This is a genomic window from Enterobacter cloacae complex sp. ECL72, from assembly GCF_019056635.1.
Lineage (GTDB): Bacteria > Pseudomonadota > Gammaproteobacteria > Enterobacterales > Enterobacteriaceae > Enterobacter > Enterobacter hormaechei_C.
The window spans coordinates 4,358,470-4,383,268 of the sequence record NZ_CP077659.1 but is presented as its reverse complement, the minus strand read 5'-3'; the positions used below and the strand labels follow the sequence as shown (position 1 = coordinate 4,383,268).

General features: G+C 56.7%; 21 protein-coding genes and 2 pseudogenes. 14 read left to right on the top strand and 9 right to left on the bottom strand.

The window, feature by feature from the left end:
* Window positions 1–66: 66 nt before the first annotated feature.
* The 3 genes and pseudogenes from metF to metB all read right to left on the bottom strand — a co-directional run bounded on the left by metF (window position 67) and on the right by metB (window position 4,769).
* On the bottom strand, window positions 67–957 hold the full coding sequence (metF, locus tag KTH07_RS21150) for a methylenetetrahydrofolate reductase (RefSeq protein WP_003862045.1): 891 nt from the start codon (window positions 955–957) through the stop codon (window positions 67–69).
* 213 nt (window positions 958–1,170) lie between these two features.
* Window positions 1,171–3,604 (bottom strand): annotated as a pseudogene (locus tag KTH07_RS21145) (bifunctional aspartate kinase/homoserine dehydrogenase II).
* Window positions 3,605–3,606: 2 nt separating this feature from the next.
* Window positions 3,607–4,769, bottom strand: a pseudogene (gene metB, locus KTH07_RS21140) (cystathionine gamma-synthase).
* 275 nt (window positions 4,770–5,044) lie between these two features.
* Here metB and metJ point away from each other — a divergent pair.
* Window positions 5,045–5,362 (top strand): met regulon transcriptional regulator MetJ, encoded by a 318-nt coding sequence (gene metJ / locus KTH07_RS21135; RefSeq protein ID WP_006179183.1) that lies wholly within the window; start codon window positions 5,045–5,047, stop codon window positions 5,360–5,362.
* A gap of 48 nt (window positions 5,363–5,410) precedes the next feature.
* On the opposite strand, the gene rpmE is transcribed toward metJ, so the two are convergent.
* Window positions 5,411–5,623: a 50S ribosomal protein L31 gene (gene rpmE / locus KTH07_RS21130; protein WP_003862040.1), complete on the bottom strand. Its 213-nt coding sequence runs from the start codon at window positions 5,621–5,623 to the stop codon at window positions 5,411–5,413.
* 200 nt (window positions 5,624–5,823) lie between these two features.
* Between rpmE and priA the strand changes: the two genes are divergently transcribed.
* The 7 genes from priA (at window position 5,824) to rraA (ending at window position 13,758) form a co-directional block, all read left to right on the top strand.
* Window positions 5,824–8,019, top strand: a complete 2,196-nt coding sequence (gene priA / locus KTH07_RS21125) for a primosomal protein N' (RefSeq protein WP_023304634.1) — start codon at window positions 5,824–5,826, stop codon at window positions 8,017–8,019.
* Between the two features lie 119 nt (window positions 8,020–8,138).
* Complete coding sequence (gene cytR, locus KTH07_RS21120) at window positions 8,139–9,164, top strand: DNA-binding transcriptional regulator CytR (protein WP_017383100.1); 1,026 nt, start codon at window positions 8,139–8,141, stop codon at window positions 9,162–9,164.
* Between the two features lie 92 nt (window positions 9,165–9,256).
* The gene (gene ftsN / locus KTH07_RS21115; RefSeq protein WP_017383099.1) at window positions 9,257–10,225 is read left to right on the top strand and encodes a cell division protein FtsN; all 969 of its coding nucleotides are present in this window, start codon (window positions 9,257–9,259) and stop codon (window positions 10,223–10,225) included.
* Window positions 10,226–10,319: 94 nt separating this feature from the next.
* A complete protein-coding gene (gene hslV / locus KTH07_RS21110; RefSeq protein WP_003862036.1) occupies window positions 10,320–10,850 on the top strand; it encodes an ATP-dependent protease subunit HslV in 531 nt (176 codons plus the stop codon).
* 9 nt (window positions 10,851–10,859) lie between these two features.
* Window positions 10,860–12,191 carry an HslU--HslV peptidase ATPase subunit gene (gene hslU, locus KTH07_RS21105; RefSeq protein ID WP_015569947.1) on the top strand — a complete coding sequence of 444 codons (1,332 nt, stop codon included), beginning with the start codon at window positions 10,860–10,862 and terminating at the stop codon, window positions 12,189–12,191.
* Between the two features lie 62 nt (window positions 12,192–12,253).
* Window positions 12,254–13,180 (top strand): 1,4-dihydroxy-2-naphthoate polyprenyltransferase, encoded by a 927-nt coding sequence (gene menA / locus KTH07_RS21100; RefSeq protein WP_085929678.1) that lies wholly within the window; start codon window positions 12,254–12,256, stop codon window positions 13,178–13,180.
* Between the two features lie 92 nt (window positions 13,181–13,272).
* Window positions 13,273–13,758, top strand: coding sequence for a ribonuclease E activity regulator RraA (gene rraA, locus KTH07_RS21095; RefSeq protein WP_023304635.1), 486 nt, complete (start codon window positions 13,273–13,275; stop codon window positions 13,756–13,758).
* 585 nt (window positions 13,759–14,343) lie between these two features.
* Here rraA and zapB read toward each other — a convergent pair.
* The gene (zapB, locus tag KTH07_RS21090) at window positions 14,344–14,583 is read right to left on the bottom strand and encodes a septal ring assembly protein ZapB (RefSeq protein WP_003862031.1); all 240 of its coding nucleotides are present in this window, start codon (window positions 14,581–14,583) and stop codon (window positions 14,344–14,346) included.
* A 399-nt stretch (window positions 14,584–14,982) separates the two neighbouring features.
* Between zapB and KTH07_RS21085 the strand changes: the two genes are divergently transcribed.
* The 4 genes from KTH07_RS21085 (at window position 14,983) to fpr (ending at window position 19,334) form a co-directional block, all read left to right on the top strand.
* Window positions 14,983–15,828 carry an MIP/aquaporin family protein gene (locus KTH07_RS21085; RefSeq protein WP_015569943.1) on the top strand — a complete coding sequence of 282 codons (846 nt, stop codon included), beginning with the start codon at window positions 14,983–14,985 and terminating at the stop codon, window positions 15,826–15,828.
* 21 nt (window positions 15,829–15,849) lie between these two features.
* A complete protein-coding gene (gene glpK / locus KTH07_RS21080) occupies window positions 15,850–17,358 on the top strand; it encodes a glycerol kinase GlpK (RefSeq protein ID WP_006808669.1) in 1,509 nt (502 codons plus the stop codon).
* A 122-nt stretch (window positions 17,359–17,480) separates the two neighbouring features.
* Window positions 17,481–18,491, top strand: a complete 1,011-nt coding sequence (gene glpX, locus KTH07_RS21075; RefSeq protein ID WP_015569942.1) for a class II fructose-bisphosphatase — start codon at window positions 17,481–17,483, stop codon at window positions 18,489–18,491.
* Window positions 18,492–18,587: 96 nt separating this feature from the next.
* The gene (fpr, locus tag KTH07_RS21070; protein ID WP_003862024.1) at window positions 18,588–19,334 is read left to right on the top strand and encodes a ferredoxin--NADP(+) reductase; all 747 of its coding nucleotides are present in this window, start codon (window positions 18,588–18,590) and stop codon (window positions 19,332–19,334) included.
* On the opposite strand, the gene KTH07_RS21065 is transcribed toward fpr, so the two are convergent.
* Complete coding sequence (locus KTH07_RS21065) at window positions 19,335–19,754, bottom strand: DUF805 domain-containing protein (protein WP_006808672.1); 420 nt, start codon at window positions 19,752–19,754, stop codon at window positions 19,335–19,337.
* Window positions 19,755–19,866: 112 nt separating this feature from the next.
* Between KTH07_RS21065 and KTH07_RS21060 the strand changes: the two genes are divergently transcribed.
* Together KTH07_RS21060 and tpiA are read left to right on the top strand one after the other, a co-directional pair.
* On the top strand, window positions 19,867–20,463 hold the full coding sequence (locus KTH07_RS21060) for a DUF1454 family protein (RefSeq protein ID WP_017383094.1): 597 nt from the start codon (window positions 19,867–19,869) through the stop codon (window positions 20,461–20,463).
* 111 nt (window positions 20,464–20,574) lie between these two features.
* Window positions 20,575–21,342 (top strand): triose-phosphate isomerase, encoded by a 768-nt coding sequence (tpiA, locus tag KTH07_RS21055; protein WP_003862019.1) that lies wholly within the window; start codon window positions 20,575–20,577, stop codon window positions 21,340–21,342.
* 36 nt (window positions 21,343–21,378) lie between these two features.
* Here the strand turns inward: tpiA and KTH07_RS21050 are convergent, their stop codons facing one another.
* The 3 genes from KTH07_RS21050 to KTH07_RS21040 form a co-directional block, all read right to left on the bottom strand.
* Window positions 21,379–22,683, bottom strand: a complete 1,305-nt coding sequence (locus tag KTH07_RS21050; RefSeq protein ID WP_023304636.1) for an SLC13 family permease — start codon at window positions 22,681–22,683, stop codon at window positions 21,379–21,381.
* 73 nt (window positions 22,684–22,756) lie between these two features.
* Window positions 22,757–23,500 (bottom strand): CDP-diacylglycerol diphosphatase, encoded by a 744-nt coding sequence (locus KTH07_RS21045; protein ID WP_023304637.1) that lies wholly within the window; start codon window positions 23,498–23,500, stop codon window positions 22,757–22,759.
* A 111-nt stretch (window positions 23,501–23,611) separates the two neighbouring features.
* The gene (locus KTH07_RS21040) at window positions 23,612–24,601 is read right to left on the bottom strand and encodes a sulfate ABC transporter substrate-binding protein (protein ID WP_003862012.1); all 990 of its coding nucleotides are present in this window, start codon (window positions 24,599–24,601) and stop codon (window positions 23,612–23,614) included.
* Window positions 24,602–24,799 lie beyond the last annotated feature (198 nt).

Sequence of the window (24,799 nt, the reverse complement as noted above, 5' to 3'; positions counted from 1 at the left end):
GATAGCTAATACCTTTTAACTCTCCGTTCGATTAAAAAACCCTCATTTTATGAGGGGTTTTTTACTTTACAGCGCCGGGCGAACACCGAGCGTATGGCAAATGGCGTAGCTCATTTCCGCGCGGTTCAGGGTATAGAAATGGAAATCTTTCACCCCTTCGCGACTTAAAATCTTCACCATGTCCATCGCGATATTGGCCCCCACCAGCTTACGTGTTTCCGGATCGTCGTCCAGCCCTTCGTACATTTTGGACATCCACAGCGGAATGCGCACGTTGGTCATATCTGCGAATTTCTTCGCCTGTTTGAAGTTCGAGACCGGCAGAATGCCAGGAATGATTTCGACATCAATACCCGCCGAGACGCAGCGGTCGCGAAAGCGCAGGTAGCTTTCCACGTCAAAGAAGAACTGAGTAATCGCGCGGTTAGCACCGGCCTCCACTTTACGCTTCAGGTTGAGCAGATCCGCCTGGGCGCTTTTGGCTTCCGGGTGAACTTCAGGGTAGGCGGCCACGGAGATATCAAAGTCGGCAACGTCTTTCAGCAGCCCGACCAGATCGGCGGCAAACATCTCTGGCTTGCCGCTGCCTGGCGGGAGGTCGCCGCGCAGGGCCACAATGTGGCGAATGCCGTTATTCCAGTAGTCCTGGGCAATGGCGCGCAATTCATCACGGGTGGCGTCGATACAGGTCAGGTGCGGTGCCGCTTCCAGACCGGTTCGATCTTTAATGCCCTTAATGATGCTGTGCGTGCGGTCACGCTCACCGGAGTTGGCGCCGTAGGTCACGGAGACGAACTTCGGCTTGAGGCTGCTCAGACGATCGATAGAGCTCCACAGGGTTTGCTCCATTTCACTGGTGCGCGGCGGGAAAAATTCAAAAGAGACGTTAATCTGGCCGTTTACTTCGGCCAGGCTCTGATTCAGGGCTTCCCGCTGGTTGGCGTGAAAAAAGCTCATACCTTACCTCTATCTTTCGCGTGTCGTTGTTTGTTGTGTTGTGAACTTCTATACGTTTAGACGTCCAGATGTAAAAATGACGGAAAAGCGGGATGACGTCAACAGAAATAATCAACATTAACGGTGAGGTTTGTTCAGGAAAGATGAAGGGCGTTCATGATGGGGGTGAGAAGCACGCCCTCTCCCCATTGGGGAGAGGGTTAGGGTGAGGGGTTACAGCAGCTTAGCCAGACGATTAATATCAGACTGAATGGCTCCGGCGGTGACATCGCGTCCCGCGCCCGGGCCACGGATCACCAGCGGGTTATCGCGATACCAGCGGCTTTCGATGGCGAAGACGTTGTCGCACGGCAGGAGCGCCGCCAGCGGATGTTCAGGACGCACCGCCTCCACGCCCACGCGCGCTTTACCGTTCGCCTCGAAACGCGCCACATAACGCAGCACCAGGCCCATCTCGTTAGCCGCTTCCAGACGTTGCACCATCTGCTCGTTCAGCTCGTCACCGTTCTCGAAGAAGTGATCAACGGACCCTTCCTCGCAGCCCGCAGGCACCAGAGACTCAACGCGTACCTGACCCGGCTCAATGTCGTAGCCGGCTTCACGCGCCAGGATCACCAGCTTACGCATCACATCTTTACCGGCAAGGTCAACGCGCGGATCCGGCTCGGTTAAGCCCTGCTGCCACGCCTGATCCACCAGGTCGGTGAACGGAACGGTGCCGTCAAACTGCAAAAACAGCCAGGAGAGCGTGCCGGAGAAGATCCCGCTCAGCGCCAGAATGCTGTCGCCGCTTTCAATCAGGTCGCGCACGGTATGGTTCACTGGCAGGCCCGCGCCAACGGTGGCGTTATACAGCCAGTGACGGCCCGTTTTTTCGAATGCGTCATGGATCTGACGGTATTTATCAGTGCTGCTCGCGCCCGCCAGTTTGTTGGCGCTGATGACGTGGAAACCGTGGCTGGCGAAATCCAGATACTGATCGGCCAGCTGTTCGCTGGCGGTCACATCCAGCACCACCAGATCGTCGTACGGGTGCGCGCGCATCCACAGGAACAGCGACTCTTCATCCTGCTCAACCGCTTCATCGTTAAAGAAGGCCAGCGCCCGGCTGGCGTCCAGCCCTTCGTAGTTCAGCAGGCTGCGGCGGCTGTCCACCACCCCTGCCAGAATAAATTCAAACCCGGTACGCGCCGAAAGCGTTACCTGCTCGCGGGCGAACAGCTCCAGCCAGCGGGAACCGATGTTCCCTTTCCCGAACAGTACCAGGCCGATGCGTTTTTCCGCGCGGAACAGGGAGGTGTGCAGACCCTGAATCAGGCTTTCGGTTGGCCCTTTACGCAGCACGGCAACCAGACTGATGCCCTCTTCCGACTGCCAGGTGAACTCCACCGGCTGACCTTTCAGTTGCTGCCAGAAGCGGTGGCAGTGGAGCGGGTTACGGGTGACGCCCGCGCCCACCATCGCCACCAGCGCCAGCCCCTGACGCAGGCGAAGCTCGCCCGGCAGGCCCGCTTCATCCAGAATTTTCAGGGCGCTGTCCACCACTTCAGCGGTATAGCAGAACTGCAACAGCTGACGATCGTTATGTACGCCAACGGCCAGCGGACGCACCTGGGCACGTTTCAGGATGGTGTCGATATCTTTGTGTGCCAGTTTGAAATCCTGGCCCGCAGGCACCTGGAACTCAATCAGGCAGATGTCATCATGGCTGGTGACAATGCGCGCGCCCGTACCGGATGCCAGCACGCGTTCAATGCGGGTGGAACCCTGATCCGGCGTGTAGCTACAGCGTAGTTGCAGGTCGATGTCGCTGCCGGAAACCGGCTGTAGCGTGCGCGCGTGCAGCACCGGGGCCGCCAGACGCGCCAGTTCGCTCGCTTCGTCGAGACGCAGCAGCGGCAGCAGGCAGGCATCTTTTACTTTGCGCGGGTCCGCGCTGTAGACACCGGCCACGTCGCTCCAGATGGTGACGCGGGACACGCCCGCCAGGGCGCCAATCTGCGTTGCCGAGTAGTCAGAGCCGTTGCGGCCCAGCAGAACGGTTTCGCCAGCATTGCTGCGGCTGATAAAACCGGTGACGACAATACGTTTACCAGGATGTTGCACCAGCAGCTGTTGCAGCAGCGGGTAAGACAACCCTTCGTCCACCTGCGGCTGCGCGGCACGTTCGGCACGCAGGAAATCACGCGCGTCGAGCCAGGCGGCTTCCACACCAAGATGTTGCAGCACGGCGGCCATCAGGCGCGCAGACCACACTTCACCGTGGCCAACCACTTCCGCATACACTGCATCGGTAATGCCGCTGTCCAGCAGAGCGGCCAGACGCTCAAGGTCGTGCGTAAAAGCGCTAATCAGCCCGTCCGCCACGTCCGCAGGCAGCAAACCGGCAATCAGTTCACTCTGGTAACGACGTAAGGACTGTTGCACCTGATGCGCAGAGAGGCGATCGGTCTGGCTCAGTTTCAGCCAGCTAATCAACTGGTTGGTGGTGCTGCCCGCCGCAGAGACAACCATCATGTCCCCCCGGCTGTGAATACTCGGTCATGATCCCTGCGACACGCAGGTAACATTTCACATCAGCAAGACTACTACCACCAAACTTGTGCAGCTGACGACCCTTCGTCCCTGCCTGCGCTATCACACTCATGATTACCCCTTGGCTGCGACCCGGAAGCCATTTTCCAGATCGGCAATTAAATCTTCAGAATCTTCAATACCGGTCGAGATACGCAGCAGCGTCTCGGAAATCCCGGCGGCGGCACGTGCTTCGGGTGCCATACCTGCGTGCGTCATGGTTGCGGCGTGGGAGATCAAGCTTTCTACTCCCCCCCTAAGGATTCCGCCAGCGTAAACAATGACAACCCGCTCAGGAAGCGACGCAGCGTTTGCTCGTCACCGTCCAGTTCAAAACTTAACATCGCGCCAAATCCTTTCTGTTGGCGCGCGGCAATCTCGTGCCCCTGATTTTCCGGCAGCGACGGGTGATAAAGCTTCTTCACCAGCGGCTGGGTTTTCAGGAAATCCACGATCGCCTGGGCATTACGCTGCGCCACGTCCATACGCGGCGACAGCGTACGGATGCCGCGCAACAGCAAATAGCTGTCGAACGCGCCCGCGGTGACGCCAATGTTATTGGCCCACCATGCCAGTTCGGTGACTACCTCAGGATCTTTGGCAATCACCACACCTGCTACTACGTCAGAATGGCCGTTCAGATATTTAGTGCATGAATGCAACACCAGATCGGCACCCAGTGCCAGTGGGTTCTGAAGGGCCGGACTGAGGAACGTATTATCCACTACACTTATCGCTCCCGCATCCCTTGCGAGCTGACAAATTTTCGCAATATCGACTACGCGCAACAATGGATTGCTTGGACTTTCCACCAGCACCAGCTTCGGCTGCTCGGCAAGCGCCTGTTTCAGCGCCTGTTCGTCGTTTTGATCGACAAACAGCACACGGTAGCAGCCACGTTTCGCCAGGCTATCAAACAGACGATAGCTGCCGCCATAACAGTCGTGCGGCGCCACCAGCAGATCGCCAGGTTTCAGGAACACCGTAGTCACCAGGTGAATGGCAGACATGCCGGTATTGGTTAATACCGCACCCGCGCCGCCTTCCAGTTCCGCCAGCGCGCGCTGCGTGACGTCACGCGTAGGATTGCCGCGACGCGAGTAGTCATGCGCGCGGGGTTCATTAAATCCGGTGAAATTATAGGTGCTGGAGAGATGAATTGGCGGGACAACGCAGCCGTACTGCTCGTCATCATTCAATCCGCTACGCACTGCGATGGTGGCCTGTTTACGCGTCATGGTGAGGCTTCCTGGCGAATGAGGTGAAAAGTCAGGCACCAGAGTAAACATTGAAAGTATGGACGTCAATACATCTGGACATCTAAACTTCTTTGCGTATAGATTGAGCAATGTGCAAATAGCCGTTAAAATTATATGCTTTAGGACACGCTACAGCGGCAATATCCGTGCCTCGGTATCGTCTCTACGGTAAACTACGCAAGATTACGGTTCAAAACTGATGGTTACCGGTTTTGCACCTTTAGATTAATGACTGAGAGGATTAAAGGTATCTCATGGCTGAATGGAGCGGCGAATATATCAGCCCATACGCTGAGCACGGTAAGAAGAGTGAGCAAGTCAAGAAAATCACGGTGTCCATTCCTCTGAAGGTGTTGAAGATCCTCACCGATGAACGTACGCGTCGTCAGGTGAACAACCTGCGTCACGCCACCAACAGCGAACTGCTGTGCGAAGCGTTCCTGCATGCGTTTACCGGCCAACCGTTGCCGAACGATGACGATCTGCGCAAAGAGCGCAGTGACGAAATTCCAGAAGAGGCGAAGGTGATCATGCGTGAACTGGGTATCGACCCGGATACGTGGGAATACTGATAAGCGGATACAAAAAAGGCACCTTGCGGTGCCTTTTTCTCGGGAAACTTATTTAGCGCCCGGGATGCTGAAACGCTTGTTGAAGCGGTCAACACGGCCACCGGTTGCAACATCACGCTGCTTACCAGTGTAGAACGGGTGGCATTTGCCGCACACGTCCAGGTTCAGATCGTGACCCACGGTAGAGCGGATCTGGATAGAGTTACCGCAAGAGCAGTTTGCAGTAATCATTTCGTATTTCGGGTGAATATCTTTTTTCATGGGAGAACCTCAGTTAAGGCCGCGTCGCTCTTCCAGCCCTAACGCCAGACACCACGCGATGTTGAATGTAAGTTCTTTGGCGTAAAATACACCAAAGGCGGCGAATCATACAGAATTTGACCAACGTATGCAAACTGATCCGCACGCCGCTTTCACTAATGTGTATACTAACGCGCCACTTTTCAAGTCAGGAAGATTCGATGCCCGTCGCTCACGTTGCCCTGCCCGTTCCGCTTCCCCGCACCTTTGACTACCTGCTGCCCGACAGCATGAGCGCCAAAGCGGGCTGTCGCGTGACCGTGCCGTTTGGCAAACAGCAGCGTGTGGGGATCGTGGTGTCCGTCAGCGAACACAGCGAACTGCCGCTTAACGAGCTGAAATCGGTTGTTGAGGTGCTGGACAGCGAGCCGGTTTACTCCACCAGCACCTGGCGACTGCTGCTGTGGGCGGCAGATTATTATCATCATCCGATTGGCGACGTGCTGTTCCATGCCCTGCCCATTATGCTGCGCCAGGGCAAGAGCGCCAGCCACGCGCCAATGTGGTACTGGTTTGCCACCGAGCAGGGCCAGGCTGTGGACATTAACAGCCTGAAGCGCTCGCAGAAACAGCAGCAGGCGCTGGCCTCGCTGCGCCAGGGAAAAATCTGGCGCCATCAGGTCGACGAGCTTGAGGTAAGCGAAACCGCGTTGCAGGCATTAAGGAAGAAAGGGTTGAGCGAGCTGGCCAGTGAAGCACCTGCCCTTCACGACTGGCGCGACGGCTTTTCCGTCTCGGGCGATCGCCTGCGTCTGAATACCGAGCAGGCCACCGCCGTGGGCGCGATTCACAGCGCCGCCGATCGTTTTTCCGCCTGGCTGCTGGCGGGCGTCACCGGCTCCGGTAAAACCGAAGTATATCTGAGCGTGCTGGAAAACGTGCTCGCGCAGGGCAAACAGGCGCTGGTGATGGTGCCGGAAATCGGCCTGACGCCGCAAACCATCGCGCGTTTCCGTGAACGCTTTAATGCGCCCGTTGAGGTTCTGCACTCCGGCCTGAACGACAGCGAGCGCCTCAGCGCCTGGCTGAAAGCGAAAAACGGCGAAGCGGCGATTGTGATCGGCACCCGTTCATCGCTGTTTACGCCGTTTAAAAATCTCGGCGTTATCGTGATCGATGAAGAGCATGACAGCTCCTATAAACAGCAGGAAGGCTGGCGCTACCACGCCCGCGACTTAGCCGTGTACCGCGCCCACAGCGAGCAAATCCCCATTATTCTCGGGTCCGCCACCCCCGCGCTTGAAACGCTGCACAACGTTCGCCAGTGTAAATACCACATGCTGCGCCTGACGCGACGCGCGGGGAATGCCCGCCCGGCCATTCAGCATGTGCTGGATCTGAAAGGCCAGCAGGTGCAGGCCGGGTTAGCGCCTGCGCTGATTAGCCGCATGCGCCAGCATTTGCAGGCGGGCAACCAGGTGATCCTGTTCCTGAACCGCCGCGGCTTCGCGCCTGCGCTGCTGTGCCACGACTGCGGCTGGATCGCGGAGTGCCCGCGCTGCGATCACTACTACACCTTCCACCAGGCTCAGCGCCATTTACGCTGCCACCACTGCGACAGCCAGCGTCCGGTCCCCCGTCAATGCCCGTCCTGCGGCTCAACGCACATCGTGCCGGTCGGTCTGGGAACGGAACAGCTTGAACAGGCGCTCGCGCCCTTCTTCCCGGACGTGCCCATCTCCCGTATCGACAGGGATACCACCAGCCGTAAAGGGGCGCTGGAACAGCAGCTTGCGGAAGTACATCGCGGCGGCGCGCGCATCCTGATTGGTACTCAGATGCTGGCGAAAGGGCACCACTTCCCGGACGTGACGCTGGTCGCCCTGCTGGACGTCGACGGCGCGCTGTTCTCCGCGGATTTTCGCTCCGCCGAGCGTTTCGCCCAGCTTTATACCCAGGTTGCCGGTCGCGCTGGTCGAGCGGGTAAGCAGGGCGAGGTGGTGCTGCAAACGCACCACCCTGAACATCCGCTGCTGCAAACTCTGCTGCACAAAGGCTATGACGCCTTCGCGGACCAGGCGCTGGCCGAACGCCAGACGATGCAGCTTCCCCCGTGGACCAGCCACGTTAACATCCGTGCGGAAGATCATAATAACCAGCAGGCGCCGCTGTTCCTGCAACAGCTGAGGAACCTCCTGCAAGCCAGCCCGCTGGTGGATAATCAGCTGTGGATTTTAGGCCCGGTACCCGCGCTCGCCCCGAAACGCGGCGGCCGTTTCCGCTGGCAACTGTTACTTCAGCACCCCTCGCGTATCCGTTTACAGCAGATCGTCAGCGGCACGCTGGCGCTGATCAATACCCTACCGGAAGCGCGAAAAGTGAAGTGGGTTCTTGACGTCGATCCGATTGAAGGCTGAAGACGGATCGAAAAATTTAATGCGCCTCACACTTTTTATGAAAATTCTGTAACCGATTCCATTAACTATCTGTAAAAATGGTGCTGTCCGCAGTTCGGTGTTCAGGCGAGGAGAAGACGTTGAAGTCCAGGAAAGAGGTTGCCTCGGCGACCATGAAAGACGTTGCCGAGAAAGCACAAGTCTCAACAGCAACCGTGTCCCGCGCATTGATGAACCCTGACAAAGTCTCCCAGGCGACCCGAAACCGGGTTGAAAAGGCGGCGCTTGAGGTCGGATATTTCCCGCAAGCCATGGGGCGCAACGTTAAACGCAACGAATCCCGCACCATCCTGGTGATCGTGCCGGATATCTGCGATCCCTTCTTCAGCGAAATCATCCGCGGCATTGAAGTCACGGCCGCCGCCCAGGGCTATCTGGTGCTGATTGGCGATTGTGCTCACCAGAACCAGCAGGAAAAAACGTTCATCGACCTGATCATCACCAAGCAGATTGATGGCATGCTGCTGCTTGGCTCACGCCTGCCGTTTGATGCCAGCATTGAAGAACAGCGCAATTTACCGCCGATGGTCATGGCGAACGAATTCGCGCCGGAGCTGGAGCTGCCAACCGTTCATATCGATAACCTCACCGCCGCATTCAACGCCGTGAACTATCTTCAGGAACTGGGGCATAAGCGTATCGGCTGTATCGCCGGACCAGAAGAGATGCCGCTGTGTCATTACCGCTTGCAGGGCTACGTTCAGGCGCTGCGCCGTACCGGGGCTATCGTCGATCCGCACTACATTGCGCGCGGTGATTTCACCTTTGAAGCGGGCGGGCAGGCGCTGGAAAAATTGCTGGCCTTGCCAGAACCGCCCACCGCGGTCTTCTGCCACAGCGACGTGATGGCGCTGGGGGCGTTATCCTACGCCAAACGTCACGGCCTGCGCGTGCCGCAGGACCTGTCGATAATCGGTTTTGATAATATTTCACTTTCGGAGTTTTGCGATCCGCCGCTTTCGACCGTTGCACAGCCGCGGTATGACATCGGCCGTGAAGCGATGCTGCTTTTGCTGGATCAGCTGCACGGTCAATCAGTTAGCAGTGGGTCACGGCTACTGGATTGTGAGCTGATTGTGCGCGGCTCTACCCAGGCATTAACTTAAAGTAAATACCTTTCGACACCCTTATCTGGTCAAAGCCCCGTCGCTTAAGTAACATGGCGGGCTGACGAACGAATAAATACAGCGAAACGATAGTGGCACAACGAGATTATGTACGTCGCGGCCAGCCGGCACCTTCGCGACGCAAAAAGAGTAGTTCAAAAAGCAAGCAACGCAGCCTGTCTGCTGTCTCCCCAGCTATGGTCGCCATTGCTGCGGCTGTGCTGGTGGCCTTTATTGGCGGCCTCTACTTCATTACGCATCATAAAAAAGAAGAGTCTGAAGCCCTTCAGGGTAATAAGGTCGTCGGCAACGGCCTGCCGCCGAAGCCTGAAGAGCGCTGGCGCTACATTAAAGAGCTGGAAAGCCGCCAGCCTGGCGTACGTGCGCCTACCGAGCCTTCTGCCGGGGGTGAAGTAAAGAATGCCGATCAGCTGACGGACGAACAGCGTCAATTGCTCGCTCAGATGCAGGCGGACATGCGCCAGCAGCCTACGCAGCTGAACGAAGTACCGTGGAACGAACAAACCCCGGCGCAGCGTCAGCAAACGTTGCAGCGCCAGCGTCAGGCTCAGCAGCAAACGCAACAGCAGCAGTGGACGCAGACGCAGCCGGTACAGCAGCCGCGTACACAACCGCAGCAGCAGACGCGTACCGTACAAACTCAGCCTGTCCAGCAGCAACCGAAGGCGCAGCCGCAGAAGCAAACGGCACAGCCGTATCAGGATCTGTTGCAGACGCCTGCGCATACCACTGCGCAACAGCCAAAAACGCAGCAGGCTGCGCCGGTCACCAAAGAGACCGAGGCACCGAAGCAGACGGCTGAGAAAAAAGATGAACGCCGCTGGATGGTTCAGTGCGGTTCGTTTAAAGGCGCCGAACAGGCAGAAACGGTGCGTGCTCAGCTGGCATTTGAAGGATTTGACTCACGCATTACCACCAACAACGGCTGGAATCGCGTAGTGATTGGACCGGTCAAAGGCAAAGAAAACGCAGACGGCACCATTTCCCGTTTGAAAGTGGCTGGCCACACAAACTGCATTCGACTCGCCTCCGGGGGTTGAAACCCCCAAAATCCCCCCCATCTATCATTTAATTCAGCCCTGAGCACAGGCTCAGGGCTTCTGTTTCCCGAATCTGTAACCAGGGGGTCTGCTCGTGACAACAATAGTAAGTGTACGCCGTAACGGCCAGGTGGTAATTGCCGGTGATGGCCAGGCCACGCTGGGTAATACCGTCATGAAAGGCAACGTGAAGAAAGTACGTCGTCTTTATAACGACAAAGTGATCGCCGGTTTCGCAGGCGGCACGGCTGATGCCTTCACGCTGTTTGAACTGTTTGAACGCAAACTGGAAATGCATCAGGGTCATCTGGTGAAAGCCGCCGTTGAGCTGGCAAAAGACTGGCGTACCGACCGCATGCTGCGCAAGCTCGAAGCGCTGCTGGCCGTGGCTGACGAAAACGCCTCGCTGATCATCACCGGTAACGGCGACGTGGTTCAGCCTGAAAACGACCTGATTGCCATCGGCTCTGGCGGCCCGTACGCCCAGGCCGCAGCCCGTGCGCTGTTGGAAAATACCGACATGAACGCGCGCGATATCGCGGTGAAAGCGTTGGATATTGCAGGTGATATCTGCATCTATACCAACCACAATCACACCATCGAAGAATTACCGTCTAAAGCGTAAGGATCGCCCATGTCTGAAATGACCCCACGCGAAATTGTCAGCGAACTGAACAAGCACATTATCGGCCAGGACGACGCCAAGCGCTCCGTGGCTATCGCACTGCGTAACCGCTGGCGTCGCATGCAGCTCGACGAAGAGCTTCGCCACGAAGTGACGCCAAAAAATATTCTGATGATCGGCCCGACCGGTGTGGGTAAAACCGAAATCGCCCGTCGTCTGGCCAAACTGGCTAACGCGCCGTTCATCAAAGTTGAAGCCACCAAGTTCACCGAAGTGGGCTATGTGGGTAAAGAAGTGGACTCCATCATCCGCGACCTGACCGACTCGGCGATTAAGATGGTACGTGTCCAGGCAATTGAGAAAAACCGCTATCGCGCCGAAGAGATGGCCGAAGAGCGTATTCTCGACGTGCTGATCCCACCGGCAAAAAACAACTGGGGACAGGCTGAACAGCAGCCTGAACCTTCTGCTGCGCGTCAGGCATTCCGCAAAAAACTGCGCGAAGGCGAGCTGGACGACAAAGAGATTGAGATCGATCTCGCTGCCGCGCCAATGGGCGTGGAAATTATGGCGCCTCCGGGCATGGAAGAGATGACCAGCCAGTTGCAGTCCATGTTCCAGAACCTGGGCGGGCAGAAGCAGAAAGCGCGTAAGCTGAAAATCAAAGACGCGATGAAGCTGCTGATTGAAGAAGAAGCCGCGAAGCTGGTTAACCCGGAAGAGCTGAAACAGGATGCTATCGACGCGGTTGAGCAGCACGGTATCGTGTTTATCGACGAAATCGACAAGATCTGTAAGCGCGGCAACGCGTCCGGCCCGGATGTCTCACGCGAAGGCGTTCAGCGCGACCTGCTGCCGCTGGTGGAAGGTTGCACCGTCTCCACCAAGCACGGCATGGTTAAAACTGACCACATTCTGTTTATCGCCTCCGGTGCGTTCCAGATTGCCAGCCCGTCTGACCTGATCCCGGAACTTCAGGGACGTCTGCCAATCCGCGTCGAGTTACAGGCGCTGACCACCGAAGATTTCGAACGTATCCTGACTGAGCCAAACGCTTCTGTGACCGTACAGTACAAAGCGCTGATGGCGACCGAAGGCGTGAACATTGAATTTACCGATGACGGTATCAAGCGCATCGCCCAGGCCGCGTGGCAGGTCAACGAAACCACCGAAAACATCGGTGCGCGTCGTCTGCACACCGTGCTGGAACGCCTGATGGAAGACATCTCTTATGATGCGAGCGACCTTAACGGTCAAAGCATTACCATTGACGCAGACTATGTGGGCAAACACCTGGATGCGTTAGTGGCAGATGAAGATCTGAGCCGTTTTATTCTATAATCGCGTTCAATGCATTTTCATCACTGTTGATGGGGGCTATGGCCCCCATTTTTATTGGCTAAATAACTATGACTGATATCAGCCGTACACAGGCGTGGCTCGAAAGTCTGCGTCCTAAAACGCTTCCTCTGGCTTTTGCCGCCATTATCGTCGGTACCACGCTTGCCTGGTGGCAGGGTCATTTCGATCCGCTGGTAGCAGGTCTGGCGCTTGTCACCGCCGGGCTGCTGCAAATCCTCTCTAATCTCGCCAATGATTACGGCGATGCGGTAAAAGGCAGCGACAAGCCTGACCGCATCGGGCCGCTGCGCGGCATGCAAAAAGGGGTGATTACCCAGGCACAGATGAAGCGGGCGCTGATTATCACCGTGGTGTTGATTTGCCTGTCCGGGCTGGCGCTGGTGACGGTCGCCTCGAAAACCACCAGTGATTTCATTGGCTTCCTGGTGCTGGGCTTGCTCGCCATTATTGCAGCCATTACCTATACCGTCGGGACGCGTCCTTACGGGTATATTGGTCTGGGCGACATCTCCGTGCTGGTGTTCTTCGGCTGGCTGAGCGTGATGGGAAGCTGGTACTTACAGGCGCACACGGTGATCCCTGCCCTGTTCCTGCCGGCGACCGCCTGTGGTCTGCTGGCGACGGCGGTGCTGAATATCAATAATCTGCGCGACATCGATAGCGACCGCGAGAACGGTAAAAACACGCTGGCCGTGCGTCTGGGTCCGGTGAATGCACGCCGCTATCACGCCTGCCTGCTCATCGGCGCGCTGGTCTGCCTGGCGCTGTTCAATCTGAGTTCGCTGCACAGCCTCTGGGGCTGGCTGTTTGTGCTCGCCGCACCGCTGCTGATTAAGCAGGCCCGCTACGTCATGCGTGAACTCAGCCCGGCCGCCATGCCACCGATGCTGGAACGTACGGTAAAAGGCGCGTTACTGACTAACCTGCTGTTCGTCATCGGGATTGTCTTAAGCCAGACGCTGAGTTAGCTGACAAATATCAATTAACAATTGATGATTTTGCCAACAACGCATTTCGCACGATATACTGAACACATTCGCAGCAACAGAGCGTTAAACCTATGAAATACGATACCTCCGAGCTTTGTGACATCTACCAGGAAGATGTCAACGTCGTTGAACCCCTGTTCTCCAACTTTGGTGGACGGTCGTCGTTTGGCGGACAAATCATCACGGTGAAATGTTTCGAGGACAACGGGTTGCTGTACGATCTGCTCGAAGAGAACGGTCGTGGTCGCGTCCTGCTGGTGGATGGTGGCGGTTCCGTGCGCCGTGCACTGATCGATGCGGACCTCGCCCGCCTTGCGGTGCAAAACGAGTGGGAAGGGATTGTGGTCTACGGCTCCGTGCGCCAGGTGGACGATCTCGAAGACCTGGATATCGGTATTCAGGCCATCGCGGCCATACCGGTAGGCGCAGCGGGCGACGGCATCGGCGAAAGCGACGTGCGCGTTAACTTCGGCGGCGTGACCTTTTTCTCGGGTGACCACCTTTATGCTGACAATACCGGCATTATCCTTTCTGAGGATGCGCTGGATATTGAGTAGTTAATCGGTAAGCGAGATGCATAAAAAAACCGCCAACAGCAATGTGGCGGTTTTTTTGTCCCTCGGGATTCGCGGTCCGTTGGGACGTCTTACAGACTAACACCAAGGAACTTCATCATACTCTCGCCCAAACCTTGGGCAACCCTTCCTAACCTTTATAAAATCCTAATTGTCTGTGAATACCTTAACTACCTGGTTGATGCTCATTATGATACCGCGTCCCTTTCCGCCATCTCGCAAATGGGTATCGGTCCAGGGAAAGGTGTATTCACTACCGTAAAGCAGGCTAACATCAAGGCTTGTGTCCACCGACTTATCACTGGTGGTGAACGGTGGAGCGGTAAGCAGCAGGGACCGCATAATGAAACGCTATTTATGTATCGCGTTCATTGTCGCCAGCGTACTCGTTGTAAAGAGCGATGAACCTGTTGGGTTTGTTGCTTTTGCTACGACAGCGCAGGACAAGTAGCGTTAAGGCCGCCCAGGGCGGCCTTTTTTATGGTTTGATATCGGTTAGGGAAACCATAAAAAAGCCGGGTGGCGGCTTCGCCTTACCCGGCCTGTTCAATGCATTCCCTAAGGAAATCAAACTTCTTCCATACGTCCCAGCAGCGCCTGCAAGCGTTCCTGCCAGCCGTTCTGCTGTTCGCGCAGCTGGTTGTTTTCGCGCTCCAGTTCTTCACGGCTGTGTTGAGCATTCTGCACTTCCTGTGACAGGGAGTTGTTCTTTTCTTTCAGCTCTTCAATTTCCATTTGCAGCAGCGTGATGGTGTCAATCGCCTGCTGTACTTTCGATTCCAGTTTCTCAAACACTTCTAAAGACATGATCCTACCTCTCCTGAATTGCAAGGCGACGCTTTAACGTAAACGCGCACAACATATGTTCCGATTGTATGGAGCGCCGTCGCCCCTGTCCAGCGGCATGCCACGCAGATCGCGGTTTGCAACACTTTTCGGCCTCGTCCTGGTGCGTTCGCCGCATATACCCCTAAGTTGTTAACCCATAAGTCAAAGAAATGATTCAGCCCATAATCATTATCTGATGCAAAAACGCGCTTTATGGCGCGAAAACGCTCATTTTATTGACGCAGACCACACATTTAGATTTCGATATTTCTCGTTTGTGCTCGTTAACGATAAATTAACACTATGTCTACAGGGCATCGTGACTGTCACGGGCGGTCACGCAAACAATAAACATTACTCTTTTGCAGGATTCCGATTATGAGTCAGACATCAACCTTAAAAGGCCAGTGTATTGCCGAGTTCCTGGGTACCGGGTTGTTGATATTCTTCGGAGTAGGCTGTGTCGCAGCACTGAAAGTGGCGGGTGCCAGTTTTGGTCAGTGGGAAATCAGTATTATCTGGGGTCTGGGCGTGGCGATGGCCATCTACCTGACCGCAGGGGTTTCCGGTGCACATCTTAACCCGGCGGTGACCATCGCGTTGTGGCTATTCGCGTGTTTTGACGGACGCAAAGTTGTTCCTTTCATCATTTCGCAGTTTGCCGGCGCCTTTTGCGCAGCGGCGTTAGTTTACGGGCTTTATTACAATCTTTTCATCGACTTCGAACAGACGCATCATATGGTGCGTGGCAGTGTCGAAAGTCTGGATCTGGCAGGCATTTTCTCAACGTATCCGAATCCGCATATCAATTTTGTGCAGGCGTTCGCGGTTGAGATGGTGATTACCGCTATTCTGATGGGCGTCATCATGGCGCTGGGCGACGATGGAAACGGCATTCCGCGCGGCCCGCTGGCGCCACTTTTGATTGGCCTTCTGATTGCGGTAATTGGCGCATCCATGGGTCCGCTGACCGGCTTTGCGATGAATCCGGCGCGTGACCTGGGTCCAAAAACCTTCGCCTTCTTTGCGGGATGGGGCGATGTCGCCTTCACGGGCGGCAAAGACATTCCTTACTTCCTGGTTCCGCTGTTCGGGCCAATCGTAGGGGCGGCGCTGGGCGCATTCGGCTATCGCAAATTAATTGGTCGCCACTTACCGTGCGACACCTGTGTGGAAGAGGAGAAAGAGACGGCTTCCACCACACAACAAAAAGCTTCGCTGTAATCTGACTACGGGACACATACCATGACCGAAAAAAAATATATCGTTGCGCTCGACCAGGGCACCACCAGCTCCCGCGCTGTCGTAATGGATCATGACGCGAACATTGTCAGCGTGTCTCAACGCGAATTTGAGCAAATTTATCCGCGTCCAGGCTGGGTAGAACACGACCCGATGGAGATCTGGGCGTCGCAAAGCTCCACGCTGGTGGAAGTGCTGGCGAAAGCCGACATCAGTTCTGACCAGATTGCCGCTATCGGTATCACCAACCAGCGTGAAACGACTGTGGTCTGGGAGCGAGAAACCGGTAAGCCCATCTACAACGCCATTGTCTGGCAGTGCCGTCGTACGTCAGAGATCTGCGAACAGCTGAAGCGCGAAGGAATGGAAGAGTACGTGCGCAGCGCCACCGGCCTGGTGGTTGACCCCTATTTCTCCGGCACCAAAGTGAAGTGGATCCTCGACCACGTGGAAGGTTCACGCGAGCGCGCACGACGTGGCGAGCTACTGTTCGGCACCGTCGATACCTGGCTTATCTGGAAGATGACTCAGGGACGCGTTCACGTTACCGACTACACCAACGCCTCGCGCACCATGCTGTTCAACATCAACACCCTTGAGTGGGATGACAAGATGCTGGACGCGCTGGACATTCCGCGCGCGATGCTGCCAGAAGTCCGTAAGTCTTCAGAAGTGTATGGCCAGACCAACATTGGCGGTAAAGGTGGCACCCGTATTCCTATCGCCGGTATCGCCGGTGACCAGCAGGCGGCCCTGTTCGGCCAGCTGTGCGTCAAGGAAGGGATGGCGAAGAACACCTACGGCACCGGTTGTTTTATGCTGATGAACACCGGCGAGAAAGCGGTGAAATCAGAAAACGGTCTGCTGACCACCATCGCCTGCGGCCCGCGCGGCGAAGTGAACTATGCCCTGGAAGGCGCGGTATTCATGGCGGGTGCCTCCATTCAGTGGCTGCGCGACGAGATGAAGCTGATCAGCGATGCGTTTGACTCCGAATACTTCGCGACCAAAGTGAAAGACACCAACGGCGTGTACGTGGTGCCAGCGTTCACCGGTCTGGGCGCACCGTACTGGGATCCGTATGCCCGCGGCGCGATTTTCGGCCTGACGCGCGGCGTGAACTCAAACCACATCATTCGCGCGACGCTGGAATCCATCGCCTACCAGACGCGCGACGTGCTGGAAGCGATGCAGGCTGACTCCGGCATTCGTCTGCACGCCCTGCGCGTGGACGGCGGTGCGGTAGCCAACAACTTCCTGATGCAGTTCCAGTCCGACATTCTGGGCACCCGCGTTGAACGTCCTGAGGTGCGAGAAGTGACGGCGCTGGGCGCGGCGTATCTGGCAGGTCTGGCGGTTGGCTTCTGGCAAAACCTCGACGAGCTTCAGGAAAAAGCGGTTATCGAACGCGAATTCCGTCCTGGCATCGAAACCACCGAGCGCAACTACCGCTATAGCGGCTGGAAGAAAGCGGTGAAACGTGCCCTGGCGTGGGAAGAGCACGACGAGTAAACCTATATTCCCTCTCCCCTGGGAGAGGGTTAGGGTGAGGGGCTCCGACCGCACCGGTCCCTTCGCCCCTCCCCACTCTGTGATAAACTTCGTGCAATTCCTTTTGATTGTACGAGTACCTCATGAAACGTGAACTTGCTATCGAGTTTTCCCGCGTCACCGAAGCTGCCGCCCTCGCAGGCTACAAGTGGCTGGGCCGTGGCGACAAAAATACCGCAGACGGCGCTGCCGTCCACGCCATGCGCATTGTGCTTAATCAGGTCAATATCGATGGCACTATCGTCATTGGCGAAGGCGAAATCGACGAAGCGCCGATGCTCTATATAGGTGAAAAAGTCGGGACGGGCAAAGGCGATGCGGTGGATATCGCGGTCGACCCGATTGAAGGCACGCGCATGACGGCGATGGGCCAGGCCAACGCGCTGGCGGTACTGGCGGTGGGCGATAAGGGCTGCTTCCTCAACGCGCCCGATATGTACATGGAAAAACTGATCGTCGGTCCTGGCGCTAAAGGCGCTATCGACCTTAGCCTGCCGCTGGACGCCAACCTGCGCAATATCGCCGCGGCGCTGGGTAAAGCGCTCAGCGAACTCACCGTGACCATTCTGGCGAAACCGCGCCACGACGCCACCATTGCGTACCTGCAAGCGCTCGGCGTACGCGTGTTTGCTATTCCGGATGGCGACGTTGCCGCCTCTATTCTGACCTGCATGCCTGACAGCGAAGTCGACGTGCTTTACGGCATCGGCGGCGCGCCGGAGGGTGTGGTCTCTGCGGCAGTGATCCGCGCGCTGGACGGCGATATGCAGGCGCGTTTGCTGCCACGCCATGAGGTCAAAGGCGACAGCGACGAGAACCTTCGCATTGGTGCAGACGAACTGGCGCGCTGCGCGGCGATGGGCATCGAGGCCAATAAAGTGCTCGCGCTGAACGAGATGGCCCGCAGCGATAACGTGGTCTTCTCCGCAACCGGCATCACCAAAGGCGATCTGCTGGACGGCATCACCCGCAAGGGCAACATGGCCACCACTGAAACCCTGCTGATCCGCGGTAAATCCCGCACCATTCGCCGCATTAAGTCCATTCATTATCTCGATCGTAAAGATCCGGACGTACAGACGCACATTCTGTAAAACCGTTTGATCGATAGAGCTTTCCGGCCCGAATGGGCTGGAAATGTTTCCCGCAAGTACGGAAGATAGAAGAGAGAAACAGCACAGGAGAAGATCATGGCGGACTGGGTAACAGGTAAAGTCACAAAGGTACAGTTCTGGACCGATGCGCTATTTAGCCTCACGCTGCACGCTCCCGTTCATCCGTTTACTGCCGGGCAGTTTGCCAAGCTCGGGTTGGATATCGACGGTGAACGCGTACAGCGCGCCTACTCTTACGTTAATGCGCCTGATAACCCGGACCTTGAGTTCTATCTGGTCACCGTCCCGGACGGTAAGCTCAGCCCACGCCTCGCCGCGCTGAAGCCGGGCGATGAAGTGCAGATTGTCTCCGACGCGGCGGGGTTCTTCGTGCTGGATGAAATCCCCGACTGTGACACGCTCTGGATGCTGGCGACCGGCACGGCCATTGGCCCGTATCTTTCCATTCTGCAATACGGCAAAGATCTGGAGCGCTTTAAAAATATCGTGCTGGTTCACGCCGCGCGCTACGCCGCAGACCTGAGCTATTTGCCGCAGATGCAGGCGCTGGAACAGCGATATGGCGGGAAGTTAAAAATTCAGACGGTGGTCAGCCGCGAAACCGCAGCCGGCTCGTTAACCGGTCGCGTTCCGGCGTTGATTGAAAGCGGCGCGCTGGAAGAAGCGGTGGGTTTACCGATGAATACCGAAACCAGCCATGTGATGCTGTGCGGTAATCCGCAGATGGTACGCGATACGCAGCAGTTGCTGAAGGATACCCGGCAGATGACGAAGCACCTTCGCCGCCGGCCGGGCCACATGACCGCCGAACACTACTGGTGATCAGCGGTACTTCACCTCAAGGGTATCTTTTCCATATTTGTTCTCGCTCTGGGTGCCGATAAACGCGCCCAGTTCGACAACCATCATTACAAAGATAACCGTCGGCAGCAGTCTGCCCACCACCCATGGGAGGATTGAGGGCAGCATTGACCAGTTCCCCGCCACCAGCATCCACGCCAGAATAATCAGGAAAGCCCATGCGCCGGAGCGGCCACGATCGTGCAGACGTTTCACCACTACGGCGGCGGTTGGCCACAGTAAACAGACCAGCGCAAATGCCGCCGTTTGCGTGCTCAGCCATGCGTTGTAGGCAACAAAAAACAGAAGCAGCATGGCGACAACCCACGTTGCAATCCAGATCCAGAAGTCACGGCGTCCAATACGCCCTTTGAATGAAAACAGCCACTGCTGTATGGTCATGTAAGGTTCCTTATTATTGTTTAGCCCGCATTTTACCCTGGAGTTGTGACCTTTTGACAAGCCGACCAGATATCGTTTTAATCATGGGCAATGACGGCCAGGGGCAATGTTGATGAAAAGTTCGGCACACTCTCTTTATTTGTGTTTAGCGATGCTGAGCGCCAGTTTTTCCCTGTATGCCGCGGAAACGGCTTCCCCGGTCACCGCCCCCTATCTTCTGGCGGGCGCCCCCTCTTTCGATCAATCTATCAGCCAGTTCCGCGAAGCCTTCAACAAAGAAAACCCCTCACTTCCGCTGGGAGAGTTCCGTGCGATTGACAGCGCCCGCGATACGCCGACCCTGACCCGCGCGGCCAGCAAAATTAACGAGAATCTGTATGCCTCTACCGCCCTTGAGCGCGGAACGTTAAAAATCAAAAGTATGCAGATCACCTGGCTGCCGATTCAGGGGCCAGAGCAGAAAGCGGCGAAAGCGAAAGCGCTGGAGTACATGAGCGCTATTCTGCGCGCCTTTACCCCCACCTTCACGAAAGCGCAAAGCCAGCAAAAGCTGCAAAAACTGCTTACCGCCGGGAAAAACAAACGCTATTACGCCGATACGGAAGGTGCCGTTCGCTATGTCGTCGCAGATAACGGCGAAAAGGGGCTGACCTTCGCGGTTGAACCGATTAAGCTGGCCCTATCAGACGCACTCGAGGGGGCGAATTAATGACAAAAAGCAAAGCCTTTCGAGGGAAAATCTCTATACTGATTCACAGACCATGCTGCCCGACAGGGCGGCCATATTCCTTAATTCGCTTATTGAGCGTGGAGAATTGAAATGCGACATCCTTTAGTGATGGGTAACTGGAAACTGAACGGCAGCCGCCACATGGTAAACGAACTGGTTGCTAACCTGCGTAAAGAGCTGGCTGGCGTGACCGGCTGCGCGGTTGCTATCGCTCCGCCGGATATGTACCTGGATCTGGCTAAACGTGCCGCTGACGGCAGCCACATCATTCTGGGCGCGCAGAACGTTGACGTTAACCTGTCTGGCGCGTTCACCGGTGAAACCTCCGCTGAAATGCTGAAAGATATCGGCGCGAAATACATCATCATCGGCCACTCCGAGCGTCGCACCTATCACAAAGAATCCGATGAGTTCATCGCGAAGAAATTCGCTGTGCTGAAAGAGCAGGGTCTGATCCCGGTTCTGTGCATCGGTGAAACCGAAGCAGAAAACGAAGCAGGCAAAACCGAAGAAGTGTGCGCACGTCAGATCGACGCTGTGCTGAAAACCCAGGGCGCGGCAGCGTTCGAAGGCGCGGTTATCGCTTACGAGCCAGTCTGGGCGATCGGTACCGGCAAATCTGCAACTCCAGCGCAGGCACAGGCGGTGCACAAGTTCATCCGTGACCACATTGCAAAAGCAGACGCGAAAGTGGCTGAGCAGGTCATCATCCAGTACGGCGGTTCCGTTAACGCATCAAACGCAGCTGAGCTGTTCACCCAGCCAGACATCGATGGCGCACTGGTTGGCGGCGCATCCCTGAAAGCAGACGCTTTCGCGGTGATCGTTAAAGCGGCAGAAGCGGCTAAGCAGGCGTAATTGCCTTTGTGGCGGGTGGCGCTTCGCTAACCCGCCCTACAAACGACCTAACACGCTAAACCACAAATAATCCAGCGGCAGCAGCACCAGATACGTCGCAATCGCCAGCGCCAGACAAAGCAGCATCCCCGCCTTCGCAGGCACTTTCCCTAAGCCCATCGCCACTACAATCGGCGACGCCTGATACGGCAACAGCGGCGTGGAATACCCCAGCACCTGAATCATGATCACCGACAGCAGCGGGAAGCCGGTCGCGTCCGAGAAGCTCTGCGCCAGCGTGGTGTACAGCGCAGGAACGCCGTTGGCGGTCATAATGAAGTTGAGCGCCGTGGTGATCCCCGTCAGCGCCAGGAAGCTGGTAAACGGGCGGTCTGCATCCAGCGGCATGATATGGAGCAACGCCTCGCCTACGGCCGCACCGATACCGGTCTGCGTCACCGTAATGGCCAGCCCGAGTATACCCGCGACGTAAATACAGGTGCGCATATTCACCCCCGCCGAGAACTCCTCCCCGGTGATAAAACCGATGCGCGGCAGCATAACGATGACCGAGGCCGCCAGCCCCGTCCACGCTGGCCCAACGCCGTGCCAGCTCTCCGTCACCCACATCGTCAACACCACCGCCAGCAGCCAGGCGAGTCGTTTTTCGTCACGCCCCATCGGTTCCGATGGCGTGAGATCCTTCGCCGGTTTCGGGTTGCCGGGGAACAGCCAGCAGATCAGGCCAATCAGAATCAGGCCTTTGAGAATACCCAGCACCGGGGTGTGCAGCAGCAGATACGGGACATAGTTGAGGTGGATACCGTATGAGCCTTCCGCCGCGCCGCTCATCACCAGGTTGGGCACGTTGGCGGGCAAAATAGTGGCCGAGAGCTGGAAGGTGCCAAACCCGACCGCCAGCGCCAGGCCAAACCAGGCCCGCGAGCCATCAGGAATGCCGGCCCGCTTCGCCATCGCGGCGACAATCGGCATCAGCAGCGCAATACGTCCCATGTTCGACGGCATCACGAATGCCAGGGCATAGCTCAGCAGCACAACGCTCGCCACCATCAGCACCCAGGAGTCGGTAAGCTTTGCCGACAGCGCCCGGGCGGCCCTGTCCGCCAGGCCGGTTTTCCGAATCGCCACGCCCAGCACAAAGCCGCTGAACACCAGCCAGAAGGCAGACGAGGCGAAGCCGCCGAAGATCACTTCCGGCGGGGCGATTCTGGCGGTCATCGCCGCCGTGAAAAACAGCAGCGCGGTGATAAATTCCGGCAACAGCGACGTCGCCCACAGCACGATGGTGACGCCGACGATCAGCGAGGGAAGCAGCAGAGGATGCGTTAACCAGAGCGACATACCTGTCTCCTGTAGAATTTTTCAGCAAGTCTACGGCGACAGGCAGGGCGAGTAAACGCTATTTATGGTGGGGTCACTTCAGGATATCGCATTGATGATCCTGCAATTCCTCAGCCGACGCGCGGTTAAAGGTAAGCAGGTTACGCTCTGTCGCCAGCAATACAAACGAGCCGTCCGACTGCTGCGCCATCGCCAGCGCGAAGCGTCCCATATGATCGCGGGCTTCCGGCAGCTCTTCCGCCAGCATCATAAACGGGCTGCGCTGCACCAGTTCGTTCTCCGTCACCCGACGGGCAAGGTATTCATGCCCTTCCAGCCCGCCCGGAAGCGGTAACCACTGGGTGCTGATTTGCCCCTGCGACGCGTTCAGCTTCTCGCGCACGTCTGGGCGCAGACAGGAGATGTGGATATGAAAATGGTTTTGCGTGCGCCCGGTCGGGGAGTTGATGGTCAGCGAAACGGCGCTGTCAGGCACGTCGGCCCCCCGTTTCATATTCATAAAATGGCGAGACTGCCATGCCAGCCAGAAGAAATTCGGTGTCTGCGGCTCAGTCAGCAGCGGGCTTTCGGTGCCGTTGATACGGTACGTGGGCATCAGCAGGTATTGCAGCGGCCCGTTGCGGTCCTTGAACACCACGTAGCCCGCATCTGGCTTCACCTGCGCACACGGTGCCGGGTTACGGTTATGCAGCTGGTTGGGCACACACTGGTCGAGAACGATATGACGCAACGCATTCGGATTACCCGCTTTCATCCAGTACACGCCGCCTGCGGCAAGGGCGATAACGATCAGAATCAGTAAGATAATTTTTTTCACAACGCGTTCCCTGTTTTCAATAGAGGCAAAAGAGTAACGCAAAATGATGACCAAATAAAAAACCCGGCGGATTTCTCACACCGGGTTACCGTGTCGTTCTTTGTAAAACGCTTAGCGCTTGCTGATCTGGTCGAAGGTGCCGCCGTTAGAGAAGTGCTCTTTCTGCGCTTTGGTCCAGCCGCCAAACACATCATCAATAGTGAACAGCTTCAGTTTCGGGAAGGCGTTTTCGTATTTCTTCGCGACGGCCTCATCGCGTGGGCGGTAGAAGTTTTTCGCCGCAATTTCCTGCCCTTCAGGTGAGTAGAGGTACTTCAGATAGGCTTCCGCCACCGCTTTGGTGCCCTTCTTATCAACAACCTTATCGACGACGGAGACGGTCGGCTCAGCCAGGATCGATTCGCTCGGGGTGACGATCTCGAACTTGTCTTTACCCAGCTCGTTGGTCGCCAGCAGGGCTTCGTTTTCCCAGGCGATCAGCACGTCGCCAATGCCGCGTTCGACGAAGGTGTTGGTTGCACCGCGCGCGCCGGAGTCCAGCACTTCGACGTTTTTAAACAGTGCTTTGACGAAGTCCTGTGCTTTGGCCTGATCGCCGTTGTTGTGGTGCAGCGCGTAGCCCCAGGCTGCCAGATAGTTCCAGCGTGCGCCGCCGGAGCTTTTTGGGTTCGGGGTAATGACAGACACGCCTGGCTTAATCAGGTCGTTCCAGTCCTTAATCTGTTTCGGGTTGCCTTTACGCACCAGGAAGACAATGGTCGAGGTGTATGGCGCAGAGTTGTCCGGCAGACGCTTGATCCAGTTTTTGTCGATACGGCCACGCTCCGCGATCGCGTCCACGTCATAAGCCAGCGCCAGGGTCACCACGTCGGCTTCAATACCGTTGATCACCGATGTCGCCTGCTTACCGGAACCGCCGTGAGACTGGCGAACCACCACGTTATCGCCGGTTTCCTGTTTCCAGTGCGCCGCGAAGGCTTTGTTGTACTGGTCGTATAGTTCACGCGTCGGATCGTACGACACGTTCAGTAACTGAATGTCCTTTGCCAGAACGCTGGTCGATGCCAGCAATAATGTTAACCCCACGCCCCATTTATTCATCGCCCAGCTCTCTTGTGTAGTGTTTTGATGAATGCAGCGTGCCAGAAAGCTAACCGATGATTAAAGAATAAAAAAAGATTGGCTATAACGTGCAGGAATAAAAAAAGTGAATGAGCGGCCTGATGCCCTCACCCCAACCCTCTCCCACGGGAGAGGGAGCAACCATAAAAAACGGTAACCCAAGGGTTACCGTTTTGC

Bases quoted from the DNA above. Each gene is read 5' to 3' on its own strand.
- KTH07_RS21065 (WP_006808672.1), bottom strand. From the start codon at position 19,754: ATGACCATACAGCAGTGGCTGTTTTCATTCAAAGGGCGTATTGGACGC.
- glpK (WP_006808669.1), top strand. From the start codon at position 15,850: ATGACCGAAAAAAAATATATCGTTGCGCTCGACCAGGGCACCACCAGC.
- KTH07_RS21050 (WP_023304636.1), bottom strand. From the start codon at position 22,683: ATGTCGCTCTGGTTAACGCATCCTCTGCTGCTTCCCTCGCTGATCGTC.
- rpmE (WP_003862040.1), bottom strand. From the start codon at position 5,623: ATGAAAAAAGATATTCACCCGAAATACGAAATGATTACTGCAAACTGC.
- metF (WP_003862045.1), bottom strand. From the start codon at position 957: ATGAGCTTTTTTCACGCCAACCAGCGGGAAGCCCTGAATCAGAGCCTG.
- priA (WP_023304634.1), top strand. From the start codon at position 5,824: ATGCCCGTCGCTCACGTTGCCCTGCCCGTTCCGCTTCCCCGCACCTTT.
- tpiA (WP_003862019.1), top strand. From the start codon at position 20,575: ATGCGACATCCTTTAGTGATGGGTAACTGGAAACTGAACGGCAGCCGC.
- rraA (WP_023304635.1), top strand. From the start codon at position 13,273: ATGAAATACGATACCTCCGAGCTTTGTGACATCTACCAGGAAGATGTC.
- KTH07_RS21040 (WP_003862012.1), bottom strand. From the start codon at position 24,601: ATGAATAAATGGGGCGTGGGGTTAACATTATTGCTGGCATCGACCAGC.
- KTH07_RS21060 (WP_017383094.1), top strand. From the start codon at position 19,867: ATGAAAAGTTCGGCACACTCTCTTTATTTGTGTTTAGCGATGCTGAGC.
- metJ (WP_006179183.1), top strand. From the start codon at position 5,045: ATGGCTGAATGGAGCGGCGAATATATCAGCCCATACGCTGAGCACGGT.
- fpr (WP_003862024.1), top strand. From the start codon at position 18,588: ATGGCGGACTGGGTAACAGGTAAAGTCACAAAGGTACAGTTCTGGACC.
- glpX (WP_015569942.1), top strand. From the start codon at position 17,481: ATGAAACGTGAACTTGCTATCGAGTTTTCCCGCGTCACCGAAGCTGCC.
- hslU (WP_015569947.1), top strand. From the start codon at position 10,860: ATGTCTGAAATGACCCCACGCGAAATTGTCAGCGAACTGAACAAGCAC.
- KTH07_RS21085 (WP_015569943.1), top strand. From the start codon at position 14,983: ATGAGTCAGACATCAACCTTAAAAGGCCAGTGTATTGCCGAGTTCCTG.
- zapB (WP_003862031.1), bottom strand. From the start codon at position 14,583: ATGTCTTTAGAAGTGTTTGAGAAACTGGAATCGAAAGTACAGCAGGCG.